The sequence below is a fragment of the Enterococcus sp. DIV2384 genome (genome assembly GCF_050534975.1).
In the GTDB taxonomy this organism is placed as follows: domain Bacteria; phylum Bacillota; class Bacilli; order Lactobacillales; family Enterococcaceae; genus Enterococcus; species Enterococcus faecalis.
This window is the reverse complement of the sequence record NZ_CP172905.1, coordinates 705,196-727,921: the sequence shown is the minus strand read 5'-3', so window position 1 is coordinate 727,921 and position 22,726 is coordinate 705,196. Positions and strand designations below refer to the sequence as shown.

Sequence of the window (22,726 nt, the reverse complement as noted above, 5' to 3'; positions counted from 1 at the left end):
GCTTATTTATCATGCTTCGACATAGTTAATTAGTCGTTCATTAATGTTTGAGCAGCTGTAATGATTGATAATTTATAAACATCTTCTTCGTTTGCACCACGTGATAAATCAGAAACTGGTTTGTTCAATCCTTGTAAGATTGGGCCAATTGCTTCAAAGTTACCTAAACGTTGAGCAATTTTGTAGCCAATATTTCCTGATTGTAAATCTGGGAATACAAAGACTGTTGCTTCTCCAGCAACTTTTGAGTTAGGCGCTTTTAATTGTGCGACAGAAGATACATAAGAAGCATCAAATTGTAATTCACCATCAATCGCATATTCAGGTGCTAATTCTTGCGCAATTTTTGTAGCTTCAGCAACTTTTGTTACTTCTGGTGCTTTTGCAGAACCTTTTGTTGAAAAACTTAACAATGAAACTTTTGGTTCAATGTCAAATAATTCAGCTGTTTTGGCACTATCAACAGCAATTTCAGCTAATTCTTGTGCAGTTGGGTTCACGTTAATCGCGCAGTCTGAGAATAAATATCTTTCTTGGTCACGACCACGAATCATTAAGAAGGCACCACTTGTACGGCTTACGCCTGGTTTTGTTTTAATGATTTGTAACGCAGGACGAACTGTATCACCTGTTGAGTGGATAGCACCACTAACCATACCATCAGCAATACCCATGTAAGTTAACATAGTACCGAAATAGTTGACATCTTTTAAGATTTTTTCAGCATCTTCTTTAGTAGCTTTTCCATTACGGCGTTCAACAAATGCTTCGACCATTTCATCCCATTTTTCATAATCATTTGGGTTGATAATAATAAAGTTTGATGTGTTGATTCCACGAGCCATAGCAGCATTTGCGATATCTGTTGGATCACCAATTAAGATTGGTTCTACTAATTCATCAGATTTTAAGCGGGCAGCAGCACCTAAGATTCTAGGATCTGTTGCTTCAGGGAAAACAATTTTGATATTACGGCGTACAACTTTAAATTTTAAGCTATCGAATAATTCCACGATAAACCCTCCAGTTTTATATTTACAAAATCCATCATACACTATTCTCAAAGAAAATAACAGTTTTTTCTAGCTGTATTAGTCAAAAAAACCAATAATCCGATAAACTTTTCACAAACTAACTTTTCTACACTATAACAGCTTGCACTGTTACATTACACTGTTTCAGGAAGTTGCCAATCAATCGGCGTTTCCCCTAAACGTTCTAGAGCGGCATTCGCTTGAGAAAACGGACGTGAGCCAAAAAAACCACGATGTGCTGACAATGGACTTGGGTGTGGCGATTTGATAATCACATGCCGAGTCATATCAATCATTTTAATTTTTTCTTGAGCAGGACGTCCCCATAAAATGAAAACAACGGGTTTTTCACGCTCATTCAACTTTTCGATAATGACATCTGTCAGTTGCTCCCACCCTTTACCTCGATGGGAATAGGCTTGACCTGCCCGAACGGTCAACACAGTATTTAATAATAACACGCCTTGTTTGGCCCAGCTTTCTAAAAAGCCATGGTTGACGGGTTGGTACCCTAAATCAGCTTGTAATTCTTTGTAAATATTCGCAAGAGATGGCGGCACTTTCACACCTGGCTGGACAGAGAAACTTAGTCCGTGTGCTTGATTGGGTCCATGATATGGGTCTTGTCCCAAAATTACTACTTTTACTTCTTCAAAAGGGGTTAGTTCTAACGCTGAAAATAAATGATACATATCTGGATAAATCGTTTGTGTCTGATATTCTTTTTTCAAAAATTCCCGCAATTCTTGATAATACGGTTTTTCAAATTCAGCAGATAAAACGGTTTGCCAACTATTGTGAATAATTTCTTTCATAATGCTCACTCCTTCGCTCTCTAAGCATAACGAATTTCTCCAAACCTGACAAGAAATTTCTGGGTACTTTCTCTTGGAAAAACGTGGTAAACTATAGGTAAGCTTTAAATAGATAATGAGGTGTAGAGAATCGATGATTAAATTAATTGCTTCAGATATGGATGGAACACTTTTAGATGCAAAAATGAGCATCACAAATGATAACGCTTCAGCAATTCGCGAAGCGGAACGTTTAGGAATCGAATTTATGGTTGCTACTGGCCGCGCATATACCGAAGCGAAACCCGCGTTAGAAGAAGCTGGAATTGACTGCGCCATGATTACTTTAAACGGCGCCCAAGTGTTCGACAAAGATGGACACTCACTTTTCACGGCTGGGATCGAAAAAGAAACAGTAACCGAAGTACTAACTATTTTGAGTCAACACAATGTTTACTATGAAATCTCTACAAATAAAGGTATTTTTTCTGAACATCAAGAAAAAAGAATTGAAAACTTTGCCGCTCATATTGCAGAATCCATGCCCCATTTAACTTATAAAGTGGCGATCGCCATGGCTTCAGCACACCTATCTTTATTGCATATTACCTATGTTGATCGTTTAGACGACATTTTAAAAGATGATTCGATTGAAGTCCTTAAAATTATTGGCTTCAGTATGGATGGGCCGAAAGTATTAGGTCCTGCTGGGATGGAAGTAGAAGAACTAGATGATTTGGTTGTTACCTCTTCTGCGCTTAATAATATTGAAATTAACCACCGCCTAGCACAAAAAGGGATTGCGGTTGCGCGCGTCGCTAAAGAACGTGGGATTCCCGCTGAACAAGTCATGACTATTGGTGATAATTTAAATGACGTCAGCATGATTCAATGGGCTGGGGTAAGTTTTGCAATGGGCAATGCCGAACTGGAATTAAAAGAATACGCTAAATATGAAACAGCCACTAATTTAGAAAATGGTGTTGGCGAAGCCATCCTGCGTGCAATAAGAGAAGATTTGTAATAAGCACTACCAGTTACAGCACTCATTTATATATAGAAAGGAGATCGTGTCGTGTCTGAATTTTTTATTCAAGAACAACAGTTAGGAAAAGTTACGCGAACCATCGTGAAAGACCAAGCAGGCCGTTCACTTTTTCTATTGGTGGGGCGCTGGGGCACACGAGGAGATGCGCTTTCTTTATATGCAATGAACGGAGAAATTTTAGCCAGTATTAAACAAGTTTCTTGGACTTTTGGCACACGATTTGAGTTATATCAGCGTTTTGAAAAAGTGGGTACTCTACGAAAACTGTTCAATTTGAATGCTGATTTCTATTATGTTCAAGGCCTTCACTGGGCAGTTGTTGGGGATATCAAAGCGCACCAATATTCAATTTATCAAGTCCATAAAAAAATTATGTCAATGGATAAAACCATGCTTTGTACAGGCGACTATTTTGTTTTAACTGTTGCCAATGATGAGGACGCACCGTTGTGCATCTGTATAGCAGCTGTCCTTGACTACTGGTTATATAATAAGAAAAAACAAAAAACTTCCGATGATTTTGGATTAGATTTTGATCCTTTAACGGATTAATGAAAAATAACGAAGCTAAAGTGATTGACTTTAGCTTCGTTATTTTTACACTTCTTTTTGCATATGATTGTATAAGTGACCACTAATAGTCATTGTTGTGACATCTTTAAAGCCTTTGCTTGCGTATAACTTTCTCGCCCCAGGATTGTCAAAATCAACATTTAGACCCAAGGCTTGCTTCCCGCTAGCTTTGGCTATTTCAGGTAAAGCATCTAATAACTTAGAACCAATGCCCATTCCGCGGAAACGTTCATCCACAGAGATCGTGTCTAAATACCATTCATTAGGCAAGGTTTCTTCTTCAATAAATAGCCGAACATCTTCTGCTAAGCCATGTTTTTTAAAGACTTCTCTTAAAGGTTCATCAATAATCTTTTCATCTTCTGCAGGATAGCCGACAGCAATCCCTGCAACTTCACCTGCATGTTCATAAACTAAAATTCGTTGATAGCCATAGCGATAGGTTGGATACGCCGTTGCCTCTGCTAACAGGTCAATCATTTGTTCTTCTGAGACTTCTTCTAAAATTGGTAACTCCATATCTTTTAAAATAACTAAGACCAGCCGAGCAATCGCTTGACCGTCTTCTTTTGTTGCCGAGCGAATCATTGTAATTCTCCTTTACATTTAACTAAAAAAGAACTGGCTACTATCATTACTGACTTAGCCAATTCCTTTTATCTTGTCTTTAGTATAACAAATTTATTATTGAATTTCTACTGTAACCTGACGTCGTCCCCAAACATGACATTGGTCTACTGAATCAAAATGAACATCAATAATATTTCCTTGAATAGCGCCACCTGTATCTCCAGCAATAGCAAAGCCATAACCAGAGACTTTCACTAATGACCCCAGAGGAATTACGCTTGGATCAACTGCAACTACATTGCTTTGTTTACTTAAGTCAATACCAGTAGCACTTAGATTACTTGCACCTGGCTCACGCCAAGAATAAGCGGTTGATTCCATCTGAAGCACACGACCAGAGCCAGTTCCTGGTGTTGATGATTCGCCTGTCGATGATTCTGTCGTTGATGACGATTCGGATGAACTAGCTGAACTTGAAGATTCAGTGCTACTGCTTTCCGTACTTGTAGAAGAGCTTGATGCTTGACTGCTTGACTCTTCAGCAGCTTCGGCTTCTAGTTTAGCCGCCGCATCTGCTTGCGCTTGTTTGTCGGCAGCTGCTTGTTTCTTCGCTGCTTCTGCTTTGGCAGTTTCTGCCGCACGTTTTTTCTGTGCCTCAGCTGCTGCTTTTTCGCTGACTAAGCGTTGTTGCTCTTTCTGTTTGTCTGTCGAAATTTGAGCCAATAATTCTTCATTATCCGCCATTTTTTCTTTTAACTCAGAGACTTTATTATTCATTGAAGAAGCTTCAACTTGTAATTTCTCTTCATTTTGTTTTAAAGTTGTTTGTGTATTTTCAACTTTTTCTTGTAATGCAGCTAACTTTTCTTTTTCGCTAGTTAAGCTTTCAATCTTTTCCCGTTCAAAGTTTTGTAAAACGGTCATGGCGTAGGCCCGATTAAAGAAATCTGATAAATTTTCTGCATCTAATAAGGCTTGCCAAGTACGTTGGTCGCCATTTAATTGAATATCCTTCATACGATCGCCAACAGCTTCTTTACGACGAGAAATATTTTTTTCTGTTTTTTCTATTTCCTCTTTCGAAGTTTTCAACGTATCTTCCGCTTTTGAAATTTGCGTTTTTAAACGTTCGATTTCCGCATATTTAGCATTTACATCGTCTAAGGCTGAATTGATTTCTTTACTAATTAACTCCCCAGATTGTTTCGCTTGCGCTTCTTTTTCTTGCAACGAATCAAGTGATTCTGCTGCCGCAGCGACTGGAAGTCCAAAATTGATAAGCATCATTGTTGTTAAAAATGGTATCAACTTTTTAACCTTCACTAAATCCAACACCTTTCCTAACTTATCTAAAACACCTACTCATTATACTAGTCAGGAGGGCTTGTTTTATTTCAATCATGTTACAATTTGTTACAATTTAAATGCAACTCTTTTTTTATCCTGCGTTTATTCATTAGTCCATTTCTATCTCAATTCTTTAAGAATTTCTTAAGACGGCTTAAAAACTAGCTTTTGATGATTTTTCTTTTTTTCATCCCATTAGACCATTGATTGAAATATTTTGTAATATTTTTTGTTAATTATTGGCCCTTTTTCTTCAAATCTTCTAAGAGATGCCGAACTTCTTTGGAATTTTTAATGTTTTTTAAAGTTAGTTTTGGGTAATTGTTAATAAAACGACGTTGTTGGAAATTTAACCGATTTTGGAAATGCTCTTTTTTGGTTCGTTCTTTTAACTTCTGCCAATCAGCTGTAGCGATTTCCATTTTTGTGTTCAACCGTTGCTTAAATTCTTGTTGGTTCGTTTCCAACGTTTGGCCCATCTCGGTAATAAGTTTTTTGAAACCTTGCATGTTCAGCAACGTATAAATTAAGTCAAGCCCCATTACAATCACTATGCAAAGTGCTAAGTAGTTGCCAAAGGTTGCTTGTAAAAAGCTGACAACTTTGGCGATTTCTGGTTGAATAACTTTGACAATCAAGACACAACCCAATCCCCAAAAAAGAGAAACCGGTAAAGCCACACGACCGTTTAAATTAAAAGGTACATCATGATAATCCCACCAAGAGGCATGGAACAGTTTTTCCAAGCCATAACTAGTGACATATTCTAAAATCGTCACTAAAACAGCCGATCCGACATACAATACCAAGAGATTGTTCTCGAAGGGTTCCACAAAATAGAGAACGCTTAAGACCCCAAATCCATAAATAGGACAATAGGGCCCTACCAAAAATCCTCGATAAACAAATTTTTTGGCTTTTAATGAACAATACACTGTTTCCCATAACCAGCCGATAAAGGAATAAATAAAAAATAACAAAATAACCTGACTCATTTTTTCCACGTTTCTGTCACACTCCACTTCTTTGCGCTTTTCTTCTATTTTACCAGAAGTTGAGAAAATGTAGCGAACAACTTTCTTTCATTGAAAGATTAGGCTACAATGAGAGCAGCAAAGGGAGGAATCTTATGTTTGGTTTATTGAAATACGCAAAAAATTATCGAAAACAAATTATCCTCGGTCCAGTCTTCAAATTTTTAGAAGCTTGTTTCGAGTTAGTCTTGCCCTTATTCATGGCTCACTTAGTCGATGTCGGTATTCGTCAAAACGACCGACAGACTGTCATAGAAATGGCCCTCTGGATGCTTGTTATGTCGTTAGTTGGTTTATTTTTTGTCATGATTTGTCAATATTATGCTTCAGTCGCTTCGCAAGGTTTTGGGACGGAGCTAAGAAATCAATTAATGAAGAAAATTAATCAGCTTTCACACAAAGAATTGAATAGTTTTGGTACAGATACCCTCATCACCCGGATCACAAACGATATCAATCAGCTTCAATTGGCTTTAGCGATGTTTATTCGGTTGGTCATTCGGACACCTTTTTTAAGTATCGGTTCTGTGGTGATGGCTTTTTACATTGACGTGCAGATGGGCTTTCTTTTCCTATTACTTTTACCAATTTTTAGCCTTATTCTCTTTATTATCATTAAAGTGACTGTGCCTTTATATCAAAAAGTCCAAGAATATTTGGATCGGTTAAACCGTCAAATTAGTCAAAATTTAAGCGGTGTCCGTGTGATCCGTGCGTTTGCTAGAAAGGAAACAGAGCAACGACATGTTGATAAAGCTTCCGATGATTTAGGCGATATTTACATTCGCGTATCGAATGTCTCTGCTTTATTAACGCCTTTAACCACTTTGATTATGAATGTTGGAATTTTATTTTTACTTTATTTTAGTGGCTTAAAAGTTTCTTTTGGTTCTCTGCAACAAGGGGAAGTTTTAGCCTTGATCAATTATATGAATCAAATGATGCTCGCTTTAATTGTTGCTTCTAATCTCGTAGTAATTTTTACACGAGCCGCAGCTTCCGCAAACCGTGTCAATGAGGTTTTAACTGTAGAAAGCCAGTTAACAGATACACCAGAATCAGCAAAAACATCGCCACAATTTGGTGATATTACCTTTGACCATGTAGATTTTCGCTATGAACCAGAGGCCGGTTTGGCTTTGGAAAATATCAATTTTACGATTCCTAAAGGCTCAATTCTCGGCATCACAGGACCTACCGGCAGCGGAAAAAGTACCTTAACCCAACTCATTCCCAGATTTTATGATGTGAGTGCAGGAAACCTTTTTATTAATGGTATAAATGTGCGCGATTGGCCGCTCTTTACTTTACGCCAACAAGTGGCAAGTGTCCCACAAACTGCCGTCTTATTTACAGGGACTATTCGAGAAAACTTACAATGGGGCAAACCAAATGCAACTGATGAAGACTGTTGGGAAGCATTAGCTATCGCCCAATGTAAAGAATTTGTTGAACAATTAGACCAAGGGTTAGACACGCCTGTTAACGAAGGCGGAAAAAACTTTTCTGGTGGACAAAGACAACGGTTGACTATTGCCCGTGCCTTGATTAGGAAACCACATTTACTTATTTTAGATGATTCCTTGAGTGCCCTCGACTATCAAACAGATTTGAATCTGCGTCGTGCTTTACAAAAAGAACGAGCAGAGACAACCGTTATTTTAATTTCACAACGCGTGAGCTCGATTGCTACGGCGAATCAAATTTTAGTCCTAGATAGTGGAAAAGTCGCTGGCCTTGGCACCCACGAAGAATTACTTACTTCTTCTAAAGAGTATCAAGAAATCGTTGCGTCACAGGAGGAGGATACCCATGCAAACTAAAAAAATTCATTTTGGCGCCTTCTCACGTTTTAAGCCGTATTTACTACGCTATCCAAAAGAAATTATCGGCGCCTTAATCCTAGGAATTCTCAGTGGTTTTTCGACTGTCCTCATGACTTATTATATAGGTAAATCCGTTGATACAATGGTTGGTAAAGGACAAGTCAATGCTGCGCAACTCATCAAAATTTTAGGTTTATTAGCAGGGATTTTACTCGTAACCGTTCTAAGTCAATGGCTGATTCAACGTCTCGGTAATCGCGTGTCTTATTTATCGACCACACAGCTGAGAAAAGATGCCTTTGCCCATTTAAATCAATTACCGTTAAGTTATTATGACCAAACGTCACACGGAAATATCGTCAGTCGCTTTACCAACGATATTGACAATATTTCAATGGCTTGCTCGGCTGTCTTCAACCAATTATTTTCCGGCATGGCCACCGTCGTTGTTGCTTTGCTCTTTATGATTCGGCTAAGTCCCCTGCTCACATTAGTGGTTCTTATCAGTACGCCGATTATTTTTATTGTAAACTGGCTTGTTGCAAAAGCTTCACAAAAAAACTTTGCTGCACAACAAACGATTGTTGGTGAAATTTCCGGCTTCGTTTCAGAAATGGTTGGCAACCAAAAAATTGTTAAAGCCTTTCAACAAGAACAAGCTACGCAAGAAACATTTGAAGCATTGAATCAAACGTTGTATGAAAAAGGACAGAAGGCTCAGTTTTCTTCTTCCTTAACCAACCCACTTTCTCGATTTATCGACCATTTATCTTACTTATCGATTGGATTAGTCGGTGGCTTGTTAGTTTTAAGTGGCAATCCTTTAGTCACAGTTGGTGTTATTTCCAGTTTCACCATTTACTCTAGTCAATTTTCTAAACCTTTTATTGAACTCTCAGGAATTACCAACCAAATCCAAGCCGCCTTAGCTGGATTGGAACGTACCTTTGATATGATGGATCAACCAGTTGAACGTCCTGATGCCCCGAACGCAATTGTTTTGAAAGAAGCGCGAGGCCGTGTTGAATTTAAAGACGTTGATTTTTCTTACACGCCGACGCGACCTTTAATCGAAAACTTTAATTTAATTGCTGAACCAGGAGAAACAATTGCCATTGTTGGACGAACTGGTGCGGGTAAATCAACATTAGTGAATTTGTTAATGCGCTTTTACGAGGTCGACCGTGGCCAAATTACGGTTGATACTCACGACATTACTCAAATTACTCGGGACAGCTTGCGAAAAAGTTTTGGTATGGTTCTCCAAGATACTTGGCTATTCGATAGCTCCATTCGGGAAAATTTAACGTACGGAAATCCTGAAGCCTCTGACGAAGAAATTATAGAAGCCATGAAAAAAGCCCATATTTTTGATTTCGTCATGCGTTTACCTCAAGGACTAGATACCGAGATTGGTTCCCAAGGCGTTAAAATTTCTGAAGGACAACGACAATTAATGACCATTGCACGCACGATGATTAGTAATCCGCCGATGCTTATTTTAGATGAAGCGACCAGTTCAGTTGATACATTGACCGAACAAAAAATTCAGGATGCTTTTTTACAAATGATGACTGGCCGGACCAGTTTTGTTATTGCCCATCGCTTAGCAACAATCAAAAGTGCTGAAAAAATTCTAGTTATGGACAATGGTCAAGTAGTTGAAATTGGCACCCATGACGAATTATTGCAAAAAGAACAGGGTTATTATCGTGACCTTTACGAAGCACAGTTTAATCAAAAAGCACAATAAAAAAGAGTCACTTTTCTGGGATGATGAAAAGTGACTCTTTTAATTTTAAATTTATTGATCTAATTCAGATAATGGTTTCCCAAATAAACGTTTAAAGGGAATTTTATTGCCTAAATAATAAGTGGCAATTACTTGAATAGGAAAGAAAATAACTGTTTTAATTAAGCGTGGCACCCACCAAGCAAAATTTGCTAGATTGACGCCATACATTAAACTTAACCACAAAGGAGTTAAAATGATATTAATTAAAACGGTGACCAACAATGTCGCCAAAATCACTCGTTGCCATGTCATTTCTTTCTTATAATAGAAATAACCATAAATAGCACCAGCCAAAAAGGCATTTAAAGTAAACCCAGGAAAATAGCCTGCCTTTGGAAAAAGCAACATTCCTACCACATCAGCCACCGCCGTGCCGATTCCAGCCCAAAAAGGTCCGAAAATCATCCCAATCAATGATTCTGGGATAAACGTGAAACTGATTTTTAAAAACGTTGTTTCATACGCAAAAAAGCGTGAAAAGACAACGACCACCGCAATGAGTACGCCCATTAACGCAATGGATTTTGTGCCAAATTTTTTCTTTGTCATTTTTAGCATCTCCTCTAAGAGCTGCTACATGACGAACCATGCAGCGAATGCGAAAACAAAACCGCGAACATTAAAAAGCTGAACGTGTTGTTCTGATGATAAGCAAAGTAAGAACCTTTGCTTTCTAGCAACACACTGTTTATGTTCTTCGTCCAAAAGGCAACATCCCATCCTTTTAGCACTTAACGCTTTGTCTCCTACTCTGTTATTTTATTTGGACAAAAGTCCTCATAAAATATACCACAAAATAGTCAAAATAACCATTAAGGTTCTCTAAAAAGCTAACGGTCGACGATCCCCTTCATGGATAACCTCACGGAAGTCCGCAAACCCCGCCTCGACACCTCTCAAAAGAATTTCAGCACTGCCGATATTGGTCGCTAAAGGAATTTCATAGACATCACTTAGACGAATCAAAGCCGTCACATCTGGTTCATGCGGTTGCGCGGAAAGAGGATCTCTTAAAAAAATAACTAAATCAATGTTGTCTTCTGATATCATTGCGCCAATCTGTTGATCCCCACCTAATGGCCCCGATTTAAAGCAATGCACGGGTAAGCCAGTTGCTTCCATCACTTTCATGCCTGTCGTTCCCGTTGCATACAATTCATGTTTTTCTAAAATATGTTTATAAGCGGTTGCTAGTTTGATCATTAATGTTTTTTTACGATCATGAGCGATTAAAGCGATTTTCATGTTATCCAACTCCTGTCTTTGTTATATTATAACAAAAGTTTATCGATAAATCCGCTGAGAGTGTTTGCCCTTTGTCACCTTGACGAAAAAGTCTTCTTTTTCTTGTGCAACTCTCCCTTGCTGAAAGACAGCGTTTTCATTTAAACTATGAGTAACAAATCAAAAAGAAAAGAGTGACGTATCAAATGGTGGAAATGGCGCTTAGAAATGTGTATAAAAAATATGATAATGCAGAACATTATTCTGTTACAGATTTTAACTTAGAAATTACAGACCGTGAATTTATCGTCTTTGTCGGACCTTCTGGTTGCGGTAAATCAACAACATTGCGCATGATTGCTGGCTTAGAAGATATTACTGAAGGTGAATTATCAATTGGGGACAAAGTCATGAATGACGTTGCACCGAAAGATCGTGATATTGCCATGGTTTTCCAAAACTATGCGCTTTATCCGCATATGACTGTTTTTGATAACATGGCTTTTGGTTTAAAACTAAGAAAATATGATAAAGCTGAAATTAAAAAACGGGTGGAAAATGCTGCGGATATTTTGGGCTTAACAGAGTACCTACAGCGTAAACCTGCGGCGCTTTCTGGTGGACAACGCCAACGTGTTGCACTTGGCCGGGCAATTGTCCGTGATGCCAAAGTCTTTTTAATGGATGAACCTTTATCAAACTTGGATGCAAAATTACGTGTAGCCATGCGTGCTGAAATCGCTAAACTACACCAACGTTTAGAAACTACGACAATTTATGTGACACATGACCAAACCGAAGCGATGACCATGGCTGATCGAATCGTAATTATGAAAGATGGCTTTATTCAACAAATTGGTTCACCAAAAGAAGTTTACAATACACCAAAAAATATGTTCGTAGCTGGGTTCATCGGCTCACCTGCCATGAATTTCTTCAAAGTTACCTTAAACAATGGGGTTATTTCTAACCAACATGGTTTAAAACTAGCAATTCCTGAAGGAAGAAACAAAGAGCTTGTTGAACATGGTTATGAAGGCAAAGAATTAATTTTCGGTATTCGTCCAGAAGATATTCATAGCGAACAAGTGGCTTTAACGGCAATGAAAGATGCGGTGATTAAATCTGAAGTCGTTGTTTCTGAATTATTAGGGGCTGAATCCATGCTTTATACAAAAATTGGTGATACAGAGTTTATCTCAAAAGTAGATGCTCGTGACTTCCACCATCCTGGTGAAATGATTGACTTAGCTTTTGATATTAACAAAGGACATTTCTTCGACCCTCAAACAGAAGAAGTCATTAAATAAAAAAATCTCGAGGCATCCGTCGCAATGACGGATGCCTCGATTGTTTCTCTTTATGCTAATTTAACCTTCTTCTTTATCACTTTGGGTTGTTTCGCTTCTGTAAAAGTTGGAATATCTACATGTTTACTTAAGGTACTTGCTAAAAAGTAGGCAATACTGAAATCCACCAAACTATGAATTAATCCACCAACGCCCATCAAAAGAAAAATAGAATACATGAAGCCGGCTGTATAATAAGTTCCTGGCAAGTTGCCCATTGTGTAAAATACAGAAACAACCACTAGCTCGGCAGCGGAATGAATCACTCCAATTCCCACGTTAAACAACTGTAATTTCCCATTTAATAAAGTGAATTTCCCCTCTTTATTGATTAAAATTTCTGGATACTTTTGTAAAATCACTGCGCCAATGACTGCAAAAATCAAATGAGATAAGGCCCGCAAAGCAATAATCGGTGTTGCGGATAAGAAAAAACCAAAACCTGTTCCTAGACTAACCGCAATTGCCACCACTGGAGAAATAAACATGGCAATAAAAACTGGGACGTGACTTGCTAATGTAAAACTGGCTGGACCAATGGTAATTCTTGGCATAACCATTGGAATGATAATCCCCATTGCAATTAAAAGTGCTGAAATTGTTAAACGTTTTACTGAGTTTGTTTTCATTAAAACTGCCTCCTAAAGGTGTCATGACACCTTTTGTTTTTCTCAAGTGTAGCTGAACAGCCGCAATGTGTCAAGACACATAAAAGAACTTTCTGTTATTTCTCATAAATAACAGAAAGTTCTTTTTTATACTGGTTTATTTTTTTCTAAAGCATTACTTAAACGAGCGAATTCTTCTAAAGACAATGTTTCACCACGTCTAGAAGGATCAATTTCTGCTTCAGCTAGGCTCTCTTTTAGCCAAGCCACCGTTTGTTCATCTTTCCCATAAAAATGCGTTAAGTTATTCCACAATGTTTTACGTCTTAATTGGAAACTGGCTTTGGTTAATTTGAAAAATTCTTTTTCATTGGTCACTGTCACTGCTGGTGTAGCACGGCGCGTCAATTTAATAATCGCCGAGTCAACATTGGGCTGCGGCACAAAAACCGTTTTTGGCACAATAAAGGCGACACTTGCTTCCATAAAATATTGAACAGCAATTGATAATGAGCCATAAGCTTTCGTTCCTGGTTTAGCAGCAATTCGATCAGCGACCTCTTTTTGCATCATCACAACCATTTCGGCTACATCTAAAGAAGATTCTAAAAAATGCATCATAATTGGCGTAGTAATATAGTAAGGTAGGTTAGCCACCACTTTGATCGGATACTTCTCTTGAAAAACTTGGTTGGTTGTCTCGACCAAATCAGCTTTTAAAACATCCTGATGCACCACTGTTACATTATCATAGCGACTTAAGGTATCTGCTAAGACAGGAATCAAGCGATCATCAATCTCAAAAGCCACAACTTGTGCCGCGTTCATCGCTAATTGCTCTGTTAATGCACCAATTCCAGGCCCGACTTCGACAACATTTGTCTGCTGATTGATTCCCGCTGTTTCTACAATTTTTCTTAAAATATTAGGCTCTGTCAAAAAATTTTGACCTAAACTCTTTTTAAATGAAAATCCATGCTTTTTTAATATTTCTTTGGTTCTGGATGGTGTGGCAATTTCTTTATAGTCCGTCACGCTTGTTCCTCCATGTAGTTATTCTTCGTTTGCAAGTTCTTTTAAAATACGTGTCATGCTTTCTTTCAATTCTGCTTCTGTAATCCGAAACATGCTTAACCGTTTGACTAACTGTTTGCTATTTGTATAGCCAATTCTTAGGTCATCTCCTAATAATTCACGGTATTTTTTTGCATTTGCTCCCGCTATTAAACCATATTCAACTAGTGTTTGTCTAGGAATTTCTTGATAGTCTTCACCAGCTTGAACAGGTGTTACGACTTTTTTTAAGGCTTCAATAATTGCTTCATCACTAGCATGTTCAACCCCTAGGCTACCACCATTTTTTTTAGGCACTGCGACTTTTCTTGATAAAAAAGCATGCTTCGCATCAGGGACAACTTCCATTATTGTTTTACGAATTTTTTCGCCAGAATAGTCTGGATCTGTAAAAATAATCACGCCTCTCGTTTCTTGTGCGTGTTCAATTTGTGTCAAAATTTCATCATTGATAGCAGAGCCAATCGTTTCAATCGTATCCGCTGCAACTACTTCTTGAATGCGGCGTGTGTCGTCTTTTCCTTCAACGACAATGATTTCTGCAACTTTCATTTTTTCCTTCATTTATCTATCCGAAACAAGCGATGAGCGTTGACTCTCGTTTGTTCTGCCACTTCTTCAAAGGTTAGTTGACGCAATTCAGCAATTTTTTCCACTACGTATCGTGTATAGCCTGGTTCATTCCGTTTACCACGATAAGGAACCGGGGCTAAATAGGGTGCATCTGTTTCCACCAACATTCGTTCGAGTGGTACCGCCATCGCCGCTTCTTGAACATCCAACGCCTTTTTAAACGTCACGACGCCACTAAAAGAAATATGCAGACCTAAATCTAAAAATTTCTTCATCCACTCAGCATCGCCACTGAAACTATGCATGATTCCACCAATATCTGAAACTTTTTCATCTTTTAAAATTCGATAGGTATCTTCTAATGCCTCTCTCGTATGCACACTAAACGGTAAATTCATTTCCCGAGCAATCGCAATTTGACGGCGAAAGACTTTTTCTTGCACCTCTTTAGGATCCTCCATCCAGTAATAATCAAGACCGATTTCACCTAATGCGACAATTTTTGGTAACGTTAATTGTTCTTGTAATCGTCGTTCAACCTCTGGCGTATAGCTACCCGCTTCTGTTGGATGCCAACCAATGATACTATAAATATTGGCATATTCCTGACTAAGTAAAAGAGATTTTTCAATCGTTGGTTCATCAAAACCGACCACGGCCATCTCTGTAACACCCAATTCTTGGGCATGTGCAATCGTTTCTGGAATATCATCATTAAATTGTTCTGCATTCAAATGTGTGTGTGTATCAAAAATCATTATGATTGCCTCCTTTATCTCCTCTCTACTTTATCATATTTCTTGAAAAATCTGAATGACTAGGCGACAAGATTCGCCATTTCCTCATAAACAGCGCTTGCATTTATGCTAAAAGTAACGTATACTATTCAGTCATGTTATTAAAAGGAGGAATCTCCATGACCGATGAAAAAATTTATGAACAACAGTATTTAACAACGGTTTATCATGAGCTGCAAGCGGCTAAAAAAGTTTACGAAGAGCAATTGGCGAACACAATGAAAGATGGCAAACATATGCTAGAGGAATTTGGTCGCGATTCTAAGCTGAATTTTGATAGTTATGCCGATAATCTAGAAACGTTTGCCATGTTGGAAATGAAGAACCGTGAAATTGATCAATGGAACTTAAAAAATGAAGCAACGGCTAAAAATTTAGACAAAGTGAAACGCCTATTACAAGTTCCTTATTTTGGCAAAATTGGCGTGACTTTTGAAGACAGCCCTGAAGAGCCAGAAAACTTTTATATTGGCGTAAACGATTTTACTTCTTTAGAAGAAGAAACGCGCATTCACGATTGGCGCTCACCGATTGCTTCGTTATTTTATGACAATGTTTTAGGGAAAACAGCCTACACGGCACATCAACAAACCATTCCTGTACAACTTGATTTGAAAAGACAGTTAATTATTGAAAAAGATCAATTAATCAACTATTTTGACACAACCATTGCGATTCAAGATGATGTGTTATTGCATTCTTTAGAAGAAGATGCTTCTCCTTATATGAAGGACATTACGACAACCATTCAACAAGAACAAAATCAAATAATTCGTGACGAAACGCAGCCACTCCTACTAGTCAACGGGATTGCTGGTAGTGGGAAAACGTCTGCGATTATGCAACGGATTGCTTATTTACTTTATCAACATCGAGCAGAAATTACAGCGGATAATATTTTATTACTTTCACCAAATTCAACATTTATTGATTATATTTCTCAAGTTTTACCGAATTTAGGCGAACGAAATCCCTTGAATTTGACTCTTTTACAATTTTTGCGCTTCACTACCAAAGAATCATGGCCAATGGAAGAAGAAACGGACTATTTCGAACGCATTAATCGCTCTGAGGCAACGGAGCAAGAGCACGTTATTCGTTCAAAAGAATTTGCAACGTTTCTTTTAAGCAATCCTGAAAAAGCGGTTGTGCAGCCACATTTTTTCCGTCCTTTAACTTTTAAAAAGCAGACCTTATTTACTTCAGAAACAATTTTTAAACTTTATCAAGAAACACCAGCTGACTTGAGTATTCGCCAACGAATTTCAGCCACAAAAGAAAAATTAACCAGTCTTTGGACACGGTACTTATTAAAACAAGCCCATTCTAAAAAAATGTTGGATCAATTCCAAGATTTAACAGAAGCTGAACAAGTTCGTTATTTTGGCACAGTGATTACCGAAGATAATGAAAAATATCTGGCTGATTTTGCTTTAAAACGTTTGAAGAAAAAATATCGCTCTATCACTGCCGCTATCAAAAATGATGCTTGGCTAGATCAATGGGCCTTTTTTGAAACGTTTTATTCTTTATTCACTGAAAAATCGTATCAAAAAGAGACAGCTGTTTTCACAGCCGATGAAATTGTGGCCCTTATTTTGGTGAAACATGCATTTATTGAAAACCTCGCCAACCAGCAAATGGCTTTTATCCTAGTCGATGAAGTCCAAGATTATACAGAAGCCCAATTATTATTACTGCTGACACTTTTCCCTAAAGCTAGTTTTACTTTAGCTGGTGATGAAAATCAAGCCATTTTTAATACAGCCATTGAATTTTCTGAAGCCCATGATCTATTGGTTAACGAAACCAGCCGTTCTGTTGGAACCTATCAATTATTAAACAGTTACCGTTCAAGTAAAGAAATTACAAGACTCTTCCAAACATTAGGCACTCAACCAGAGCAATTAACCATTGTGCCTATCCGGCATGATGGAGAAAAGCCGACATTTATTCCTTGTGACTCTGCGTCTGACTATCTTAAAGCAATCGTCACTTCCATTGCAACTTTTGATCCGAAAGAAAGCACCGCCATTATTACTAAAACATTTGTAGAAAAAGAACAATTAACAAAAGAACTTAGTGCTTCTCTTTCATTGGAAGAGCATCCGTCACTGCAAGTTTTATCAATTGATATGGCAAAAGGTCTAGAATTTGATAATGTAATTCTTCATAACCCAAATGTTAATCGTTATTCCGACAATAAACGAGATAAAAAAATCCTGTATACTGCTATTTCTCGTGGAATGAAACGGGTCGTTTTACCTTATACCGGCAAACTTTCTGAATGGTTTACACCTTACTTGGCAGCCCAGTAACTGAGACTTAAGGCGGATTTTATTTTTAGAAAAACCACTTATAATAGACGAGTAGGCACTGCTTTTTAATTAGCAGACCTACTCGTTTGTTGTCTCTTAAATTGAGAGGAGCGTGAGAAGGTGAAACAATCACCTGATTTAGAAAATTTTTTAAAAACTTCTATCCAAAAAAATGTAACTATTGAGCGAAAACAACAAAACCAAACCATTTGGCACTGGCTACTGCTTATTTTATTTGGCTTGCTAACCTTTGGCTCACTGACACAGCAGTTACTCCTAATTGGCTTGTTTACACTTATTGCCGCTATTGTTAAAGGTCCCTTAATGCTCGTCTGGGGAACCATCTATTCGGCGTTAGTGGCTTTGTTTCCACCTTTTGCTTTAGTCCTATCTTTACTTTTTTTTATAATTAATTTAGGCACCGTTATGAAAAGTTGGCGTATTACTTTAACAAGTGCTTACTTTTATCTAATTCCTTTAGGTTTTAGTCTCTTGAAAACGACCGACTGGGTATCAACGCCTTATTTCCTGACAGGCTTGGCTTTGTTAAGTATTTTAGGGCTGCATTTTATATTAGAGTGGCTCTATAAAAATAATAGCTTAGGCCGTTTACTTACGTGGCAAATTATTAGTGTCCCTTTTTCACTCTTACTGATTATTTTACCAAGTCGCCTAACGAAAGGCCGTTTTGGTAAAAAACGAATACCTAAAAAAGTGAAACTCTAAAATAGAAAAGCCTAGGAAAAATCGCAAATGATTTTTTCTAGGCTTTTCTTCGATTCTTTTAATTTAAAAATTCGTTGATTTTCGATTTTAGGACGTCGATAAAACTGGAGAAAGAGAGTTCATTTGTTTGTGAATATGTCCAATGAGCCAATAACAGAAAAACTAAAATAACCAGTATCGCAACCACTAAAAAGGTTCTAATTCTTGCCCTTCTTTTTCTACGTTGAACTGTTAGCCGTGCTTGTTCCCTTACTCTCATAGCTTCTAAATAATACGGACGCCATTTAGGATCATTTTTTCGTTGCTCATAAAATTTAAATTTATGATAAGCCATCAAACTTCCCCCACATCAAATCACTTTTCTTCTAGTATACAAAAAAAGTAGTAAAGATAAAAGGTTACAATTCACCTTTTATCTTTACTACTTATGCTTTTATGCGATTCCTGCACCATTTGGCATTTCTTTTGGTGCTTCAACAATTTGAAGTTTCCCTTCTGGTGATTCAGCTGAAAGAATCATTCCTTGGCTAATTTGACCACGCATTTTTCTTGGTTTTAAGTTAGCCACAATGACTACTTTTTTACCAATTAGCGCAGCTGGATCTGGATAAAATTCAGCAATACCTGAAAGAATTTGACGATGGTTTTCATCCCCAGCATCTAAACGGAATTGCAATAATTTATCTGCTCCTTTGACTTTTTTACAGTCAATAACTTCGGCAACTTTTAATTCCACTTTATCGAAATCATCGTACTTAATTTGTTTTTCTTTCGTTGAAACCAACGTTGTTTCTTCTGGATTCCATTTAATATCCTCTTCTGTAGCACTTTCGCTTTGGGACATTTTCTTTTGAATATACGTTACTTCTGTTTCAATTTCTAAACGTGGGAAAATAGGTGTTCCTTTACTTGTTACTGTTACGTCTGTTGGGAACTCACCAAAATGAATATTTTCCATGTTCATTGTTTCTGGATCTAAGCCTAATTGTTCGAAAATTTTCCCTGGTGTTTCTGTCATGACTGGTTGCAATAAGATTGCCACAATTCGTAAGCTTTCCGCTAAATGGATCATGACACTTTCTAATTCGTTGCGTTTCTCTTCTTCTTTAGCCAATACCCAAGGCGCTGTTTCATCAATATATTTATTGGCACGAGAAACTAGCGTCCAGATTTCTGCAATGGCCGTATTAAATTCCATTTTTTCCATTGCTTCATGATATTTTCCAATAACATTCGCCGCAGTTGTCGATAGTTCACTATCAAATGGGGTAACTTTTGAAGCATAGGCTGGTACTTTGCCATCACAATATTTATTAATCATCGCAATTGTTCGATTCAACAAGTTTCCTAAGTCATTAGCTAAATCATAATTTAAGCGAGAAACGAAATCTTCTGGTGTAAAGACGCCATCACTACCAAATGGAATTGCTCGTAATAAATAATAACGTAACGCATCTAGACCGTAGCGTTCTACTAACATTTCAGGGTAAACAACATTTCCTTTAGATTTAGACATTTTTCCGTCTTTCATCAATAACCAACCATGTCCAAAGACTTTTTTCGGTAATGGTAAATCCAAGGCCATTAACATAATTGGCCAATAAATCGTATGGAAACGCACGATTTCTTTCCCAACCATTTGCACGTTCGCAGGCCAATATTTTTGGAATAATGAATCATCTTCTGAACCATAACCTAGTGCTGTAATATAGTTTGATAACGCATCAATCCATACGTAAACCACATGTTTTGGATCATTTTTTAATGGAATTCCCCAAGAGAAAGTCGTTCTTGAAACGGCTAAATCTTCTAATCCTGGTTTGATGAAGTTATTTAGCATCTCATTTTTACGAGATTCTGGTTGAATAAATTCTGGATGTTCTTCGTAATATTGTACCAAGCGATCCGCATATTTACTCATGCGGAAGAAATAGGATTCTTCTTTAACTAATTCGACTTCGTGACCACTTGGTGCTTTCCCACCAATGACATTGCCTTCGTCGTCACGATATACTTCAGCTAATTGTGTTTCAGTGAAAAATTCTTCATCAGAAACTGAATACCAACCTTCATATTCTCCAAGGTAGATATCTCCTTGTTCTACTAAACGATCAAAAATTTGTTGCACGGCTGCCATGTGATAATCATCCGTTGTCCGAATAAATTTATCATAGCTGATATCTAATGTTTTCCATAATTTTTGAACATCTGCTGCCATTTTATCAACGTACTCTTTTGGTGTCACATTTAACTCAGCAGCTTTTTTTTCAATTTTTTGGCCATGTTCATCCACACCTGTTAAATAAAATACATCAAAACCCATTAAACGCTTGTAACGGGCCATTGCATCGCAGGCGATTGTTGTATATGAATTCCCAATATGTAACTTCCCACTTGGGTAATAAATTGGGGTGGTAATATAAAATGTTTCTTTCTGTGACATACAGAAAAAACCTCCTTTAGTCATTTTCCTAAACCCTCAGGATTTACTCCTAAACAGTATACCATAATTAGACATTATTAAACTATATTTCTTGTCGGTTTTCTCTTGAAAATGAAGAAAATGCCAGAAAGAAAAGAGAGAAACACCTGTCTATTTGACAAGTATTCCTCTCTTTTTTCGTTCACTTTTATTCTTTTGTCTCGAAACGAACGATACTATGGTGTCGTCCATAAAAGAAATAAATAGCCAAACCAATCACTACGGCTACGCCAAATACTTGCCAAGTAGCTAAAGACAATTGGAACATCAAAGCCGCGCAAACCACGATTGAAATTAATGGTAGAACCGGCACAAGTGGTACTTTAAATTCACCTGCTTGCGGTTCTCCTTTCATTGTCCGTAATTTGATAATTCCTAAAGCGAGAAACATCAGATAAAAGAGTGTCACGATATTTGTAAGTTCAGCCAACATCTCCATTGGAACAACACCAGCAAAAACCATTGCTAAAAATCCAGCTACATAGGTTGCATTCTTAGGTGTGTGCCGCTTCTCATCGATTTTGCTCATAAACTGCGGCAATAATCCATCTTTACTAATCGCATAAATCACACGGGCTAAACTGTACATCATCGCAATCGTCACTGTTAATAAGGTTAAAATAGCGCCAACTGAAATGATTGTCGCAATTGCGCCATGATTAATGAAACGCATCGCAAAAGCCACCGGATCTTTGACCCCTAAATCCGTAAATGGAACAATCCCAGTTAAAACTAACGTAACAACAATATATAACAATGTTGAAATAATAATGGAACCAATAATCCCTTTTGGAATATCTTTTTTCGGATTCTTCACTTCCTCCGCGGCCATACTGACCGCATCAAACCCTAAAAAGGCAAAGAAAACTAAAGCAGCGCCACTGAAAACGCCTGAAAAACCATAAGGAATAAATGGTTGCCAGTTCGTTGGTTTTACATAAAAGATCCCAACGAGAACAAATAATAAAATAATCCCAAACTTCACGAAAACCATTAAGTTATTTAAACGTAACGCTGTTTTCGCTTCTAAGGATACCCAAAAAGTTACAGCTACAACGACCAACATGGCAATCAAATCAATATATGTACCATTTGTTGGATTATAAGCGCCACTTAACGCTTGCGGCAAAGAAAAACCTAAGCTATCCAAAAAGCCATGGACATAGCCTGACCAACCTGAAGCAACGGATGAAACCGCCAAGAAAAACTCACAAATAATCATCCAACCAGTCATCCAAGCCACAATTTCTCCAAAGACCACATACATGTAGGCATACGGCCCGCCAATGACCGGAATACGTGATGCAAATTCTGCATAGCATAAACCAGATAAAATAATTGCGGCTGCTGCTACCAGAAATGATAAGACGAGCCCTGGACCTGCATAGCGTTCCGCTGCGACACCTGTCACAACAAAAATCCCTGTTCCTACTACAGCCCCAATTCCTAGAAAAATTAAGTCCATCGTCTTAAGATTTTTTTTCATCCCACCACTGTCATTGACAGGCACAGTGATTTCTTTTTTTCTGAAAATAGACATGTGTTTACCCCCGT

At 37.7% G+C, this 22,726-nt stretch carries 21 protein-coding genes and 1 riboswitch; of the genes, 7 read left to right on the top strand and 14 right to left on the bottom strand.

Going from position 1 to position 22,726, the window contains the following annotated elements:
* Positions 1-29: 29 nt before the first annotated feature.
* Together pta and IGK54_RS03485 are read right to left on the bottom strand one after the other, a co-directional pair.
* Entirely contained in the window at positions 30-1,013 is a 984-nt protein-coding gene (gene pta / locus IGK54_RS03490; RefSeq protein WP_002355836.1) for a phosphate acetyltransferase, read from the bottom strand.
* Between the two features lie 155 nt (positions 1,014-1,168).
* Entirely contained in the window at positions 1,169-1,849 is a 681-nt protein-coding gene (locus tag IGK54_RS03485; RefSeq protein ID WP_142957258.1) for a uracil-DNA glycosylase, read from the bottom strand.
* Positions 1,850-1,982: 133 nt separating this feature from the next.
* Here IGK54_RS03485 and IGK54_RS03480 point away from each other — a divergent pair, with 133 nt between their 5' ends.
* Together IGK54_RS03480 and IGK54_RS03475 are read left to right on the top strand one after the other, a co-directional pair.
* Positions 1,983-2,852 (top strand): Cof-type HAD-IIB family hydrolase, encoded by an 870-nt coding sequence (locus IGK54_RS03480; RefSeq protein WP_002383369.1) that lies wholly within the window; start codon positions 1,983-1,985, stop codon positions 2,850-2,852.
* A gap of 51 nt (positions 2,853-2,903) precedes the next feature.
* Positions 2,904-3,428 (top strand): LURP-one-related/scramblase family protein, encoded by a 525-nt coding sequence (locus tag IGK54_RS03475; RefSeq protein WP_002355833.1) that lies wholly within the window; start codon positions 2,904-2,906, stop codon positions 3,426-3,428.
* Between the two features lie 45 nt (positions 3,429-3,473).
* On the opposite strand, the gene IGK54_RS03470 is transcribed toward IGK54_RS03475, so the two are convergent.
* From IGK54_RS03470 to IGK54_RS03460, 3 genes are all read right to left on the bottom strand, one after another.
* On the bottom strand, positions 3,474-4,037 hold the full coding sequence (locus tag IGK54_RS03470; protein WP_010825082.1) for a GNAT family N-acetyltransferase: 564 nt from the start codon (positions 4,035-4,037) through the stop codon (positions 3,474-3,476).
* 96 nt (positions 4,038-4,133) lie between these two features.
* Positions 4,134-5,354 (bottom strand): 3D domain-containing protein, encoded by a 1,221-nt coding sequence (locus IGK54_RS03465; protein ID WP_016615275.1) that lies wholly within the window; start codon positions 5,352-5,354, stop codon positions 4,134-4,136.
* A 248-nt stretch (positions 5,355-5,602) separates the two neighbouring features.
* Positions 5,603-6,370: a putative ABC transporter permease gene (locus IGK54_RS03460; RefSeq protein WP_002387023.1), complete on the bottom strand. Its 768-nt coding sequence runs from the start codon at positions 6,368-6,370 to the stop codon at positions 5,603-5,605.
* 125 nt (positions 6,371-6,495) lie between these two features.
* Here IGK54_RS03460 and IGK54_RS03455 point away from each other — a divergent pair, with 125 nt between their 5' ends.
* Both IGK54_RS03455 and IGK54_RS03450 read left to right on the top strand, forming a co-directional pair.
* Positions 6,496-8,223: an ABC transporter ATP-binding protein gene (locus tag IGK54_RS03455; protein WP_002363303.1), complete on the top strand. Its 1,728-nt coding sequence runs from the start codon at positions 6,496-6,498 to the stop codon at positions 8,221-8,223.
* Positions 8,213-9,979, top strand: a complete 1,767-nt coding sequence (locus IGK54_RS03450; protein WP_002355825.1) for an ABC transporter ATP-binding protein — start codon at positions 8,213-8,215, stop codon at positions 9,977-9,979. The genes IGK54_RS03455 and IGK54_RS03450 overlap by 11 nt, the downstream gene beginning before the upstream one ends.
* Before the next feature lie 51 nt (positions 9,980-10,030).
* On the opposite strand, the gene IGK54_RS03445 is transcribed toward IGK54_RS03450, so the two are convergent.
* Both IGK54_RS03445 and mgsA read right to left on the bottom strand, forming a co-directional pair.
* On the bottom strand, positions 10,031-10,579 hold the full coding sequence (locus IGK54_RS03445) for a folate family ECF transporter S component (protein WP_002385065.1): 549 nt from the start codon (positions 10,577-10,579) through the stop codon (positions 10,031-10,033).
* A 30-nt stretch (positions 10,580-10,609) separates the two neighbouring features.
* Positions 10,610-10,777: riboswitch (THF riboswitch) on the bottom strand.
* Between the two features lie 66 nt (positions 10,778-10,843).
* Entirely contained in the window at positions 10,844-11,266 is a 423-nt protein-coding gene (gene mgsA / locus IGK54_RS03440; RefSeq protein WP_002355823.1) for a methylglyoxal synthase, read from the bottom strand.
* Positions 11,267-11,451: 185 nt separating this feature from the next.
* Here mgsA and IGK54_RS03435 point away from each other — a divergent pair, with 185 nt between their 5' ends.
* Entirely contained in the window at positions 11,452-12,555 is a 1,104-nt protein-coding gene (locus IGK54_RS03435) for an ABC transporter ATP-binding protein (RefSeq protein ID WP_002355822.1), read from the top strand.
* Between the two features lie 50 nt (positions 12,556-12,605).
* Here the strand turns inward: IGK54_RS03435 and IGK54_RS03430 are convergent, their stop codons facing one another.
* The 4 genes from IGK54_RS03430 to IGK54_RS03415 all read right to left on the bottom strand — a co-directional run bounded on the left by IGK54_RS03430 (position 12,606) and on the right by IGK54_RS03415 (position 15,607).
* Positions 12,606-13,223, bottom strand: coding sequence for a hypothetical protein (locus IGK54_RS03430; protein ID WP_113848719.1), 618 nt, complete (start codon positions 13,221-13,223; stop codon positions 12,606-12,608).
* Between the two features lie 126 nt (positions 13,224-13,349).
* Positions 13,350-14,237, bottom strand: coding sequence for a 16S rRNA (adenine(1518)-N(6)/adenine(1519)-N(6))-dimethyltransferase RsmA (gene rsmA / locus IGK54_RS03425; RefSeq protein ID WP_002358849.1), 888 nt, complete (start codon positions 14,235-14,237; stop codon positions 13,350-13,352).
* Between the two features lie 18 nt (positions 14,238-14,255).
* Positions 14,256-14,840: a ribonuclease M5 gene (rnmV, locus tag IGK54_RS03420; protein ID WP_002368172.1), complete on the bottom strand. Its 585-nt coding sequence runs from the start codon at positions 14,838-14,840 to the stop codon at positions 14,256-14,258.
* Positions 14,837-15,607: a TatD family hydrolase gene (locus IGK54_RS03415; protein WP_010712094.1), complete on the bottom strand. Its 771-nt coding sequence runs from the start codon at positions 15,605-15,607 to the stop codon at positions 14,837-14,839. The genes rnmV and IGK54_RS03415 overlap by 4 nt, the downstream gene beginning before the upstream one ends.
* A 134-nt stretch (positions 15,608-15,741) precedes the next feature.
* Between IGK54_RS03415 and IGK54_RS03410 the strand changes: the two genes are divergently transcribed.
* Both IGK54_RS03410 and IGK54_RS03405 read left to right on the top strand, forming a co-directional pair.
* Positions 15,742-17,964, top strand: coding sequence for a HelD family protein (locus tag IGK54_RS03410; protein ID WP_430603199.1), 2,223 nt, complete (start codon positions 15,742-15,744; stop codon positions 17,962-17,964).
* Between the two features lie 120 nt (positions 17,965-18,084).
* The gene (locus IGK54_RS03405) at positions 18,085-18,690 is read left to right on the top strand and encodes a hypothetical protein (RefSeq protein WP_002383359.1); all 606 of its coding nucleotides are present in this window, start codon (positions 18,085-18,087) and stop codon (positions 18,688-18,690) included.
* A gap of 58 nt (positions 18,691-18,748) precedes the next feature.
* Here the strand turns inward: IGK54_RS03405 and IGK54_RS03400 are convergent, their stop codons facing one another.
* From IGK54_RS03400 to IGK54_RS03390, 3 genes are all read right to left on the bottom strand, one after another.
* Positions 18,749-19,024 (bottom strand): hypothetical protein, encoded by a 276-nt coding sequence (locus tag IGK54_RS03400; protein WP_002361374.1) that lies wholly within the window; start codon positions 19,022-19,024, stop codon positions 18,749-18,751.
* Between the two features lie 99 nt (positions 19,025-19,123).
* On the bottom strand, positions 19,124-21,133 hold the full coding sequence (metG, locus tag IGK54_RS03395; RefSeq protein ID WP_002355813.1) for a methionine--tRNA ligase: 2,010 nt from the start codon (positions 21,131-21,133) through the stop codon (positions 19,124-19,126).
* 187 nt (positions 21,134-21,320) lie between these two features.
* A complete protein-coding gene (locus IGK54_RS03390; RefSeq protein WP_002361373.1) occupies positions 21,321-22,712 on the bottom strand; it encodes an amino acid permease in 1,392 nt (463 codons plus the stop codon).
* Between the last annotated feature and the right edge of the window lie 14 nt (positions 22,713-22,726).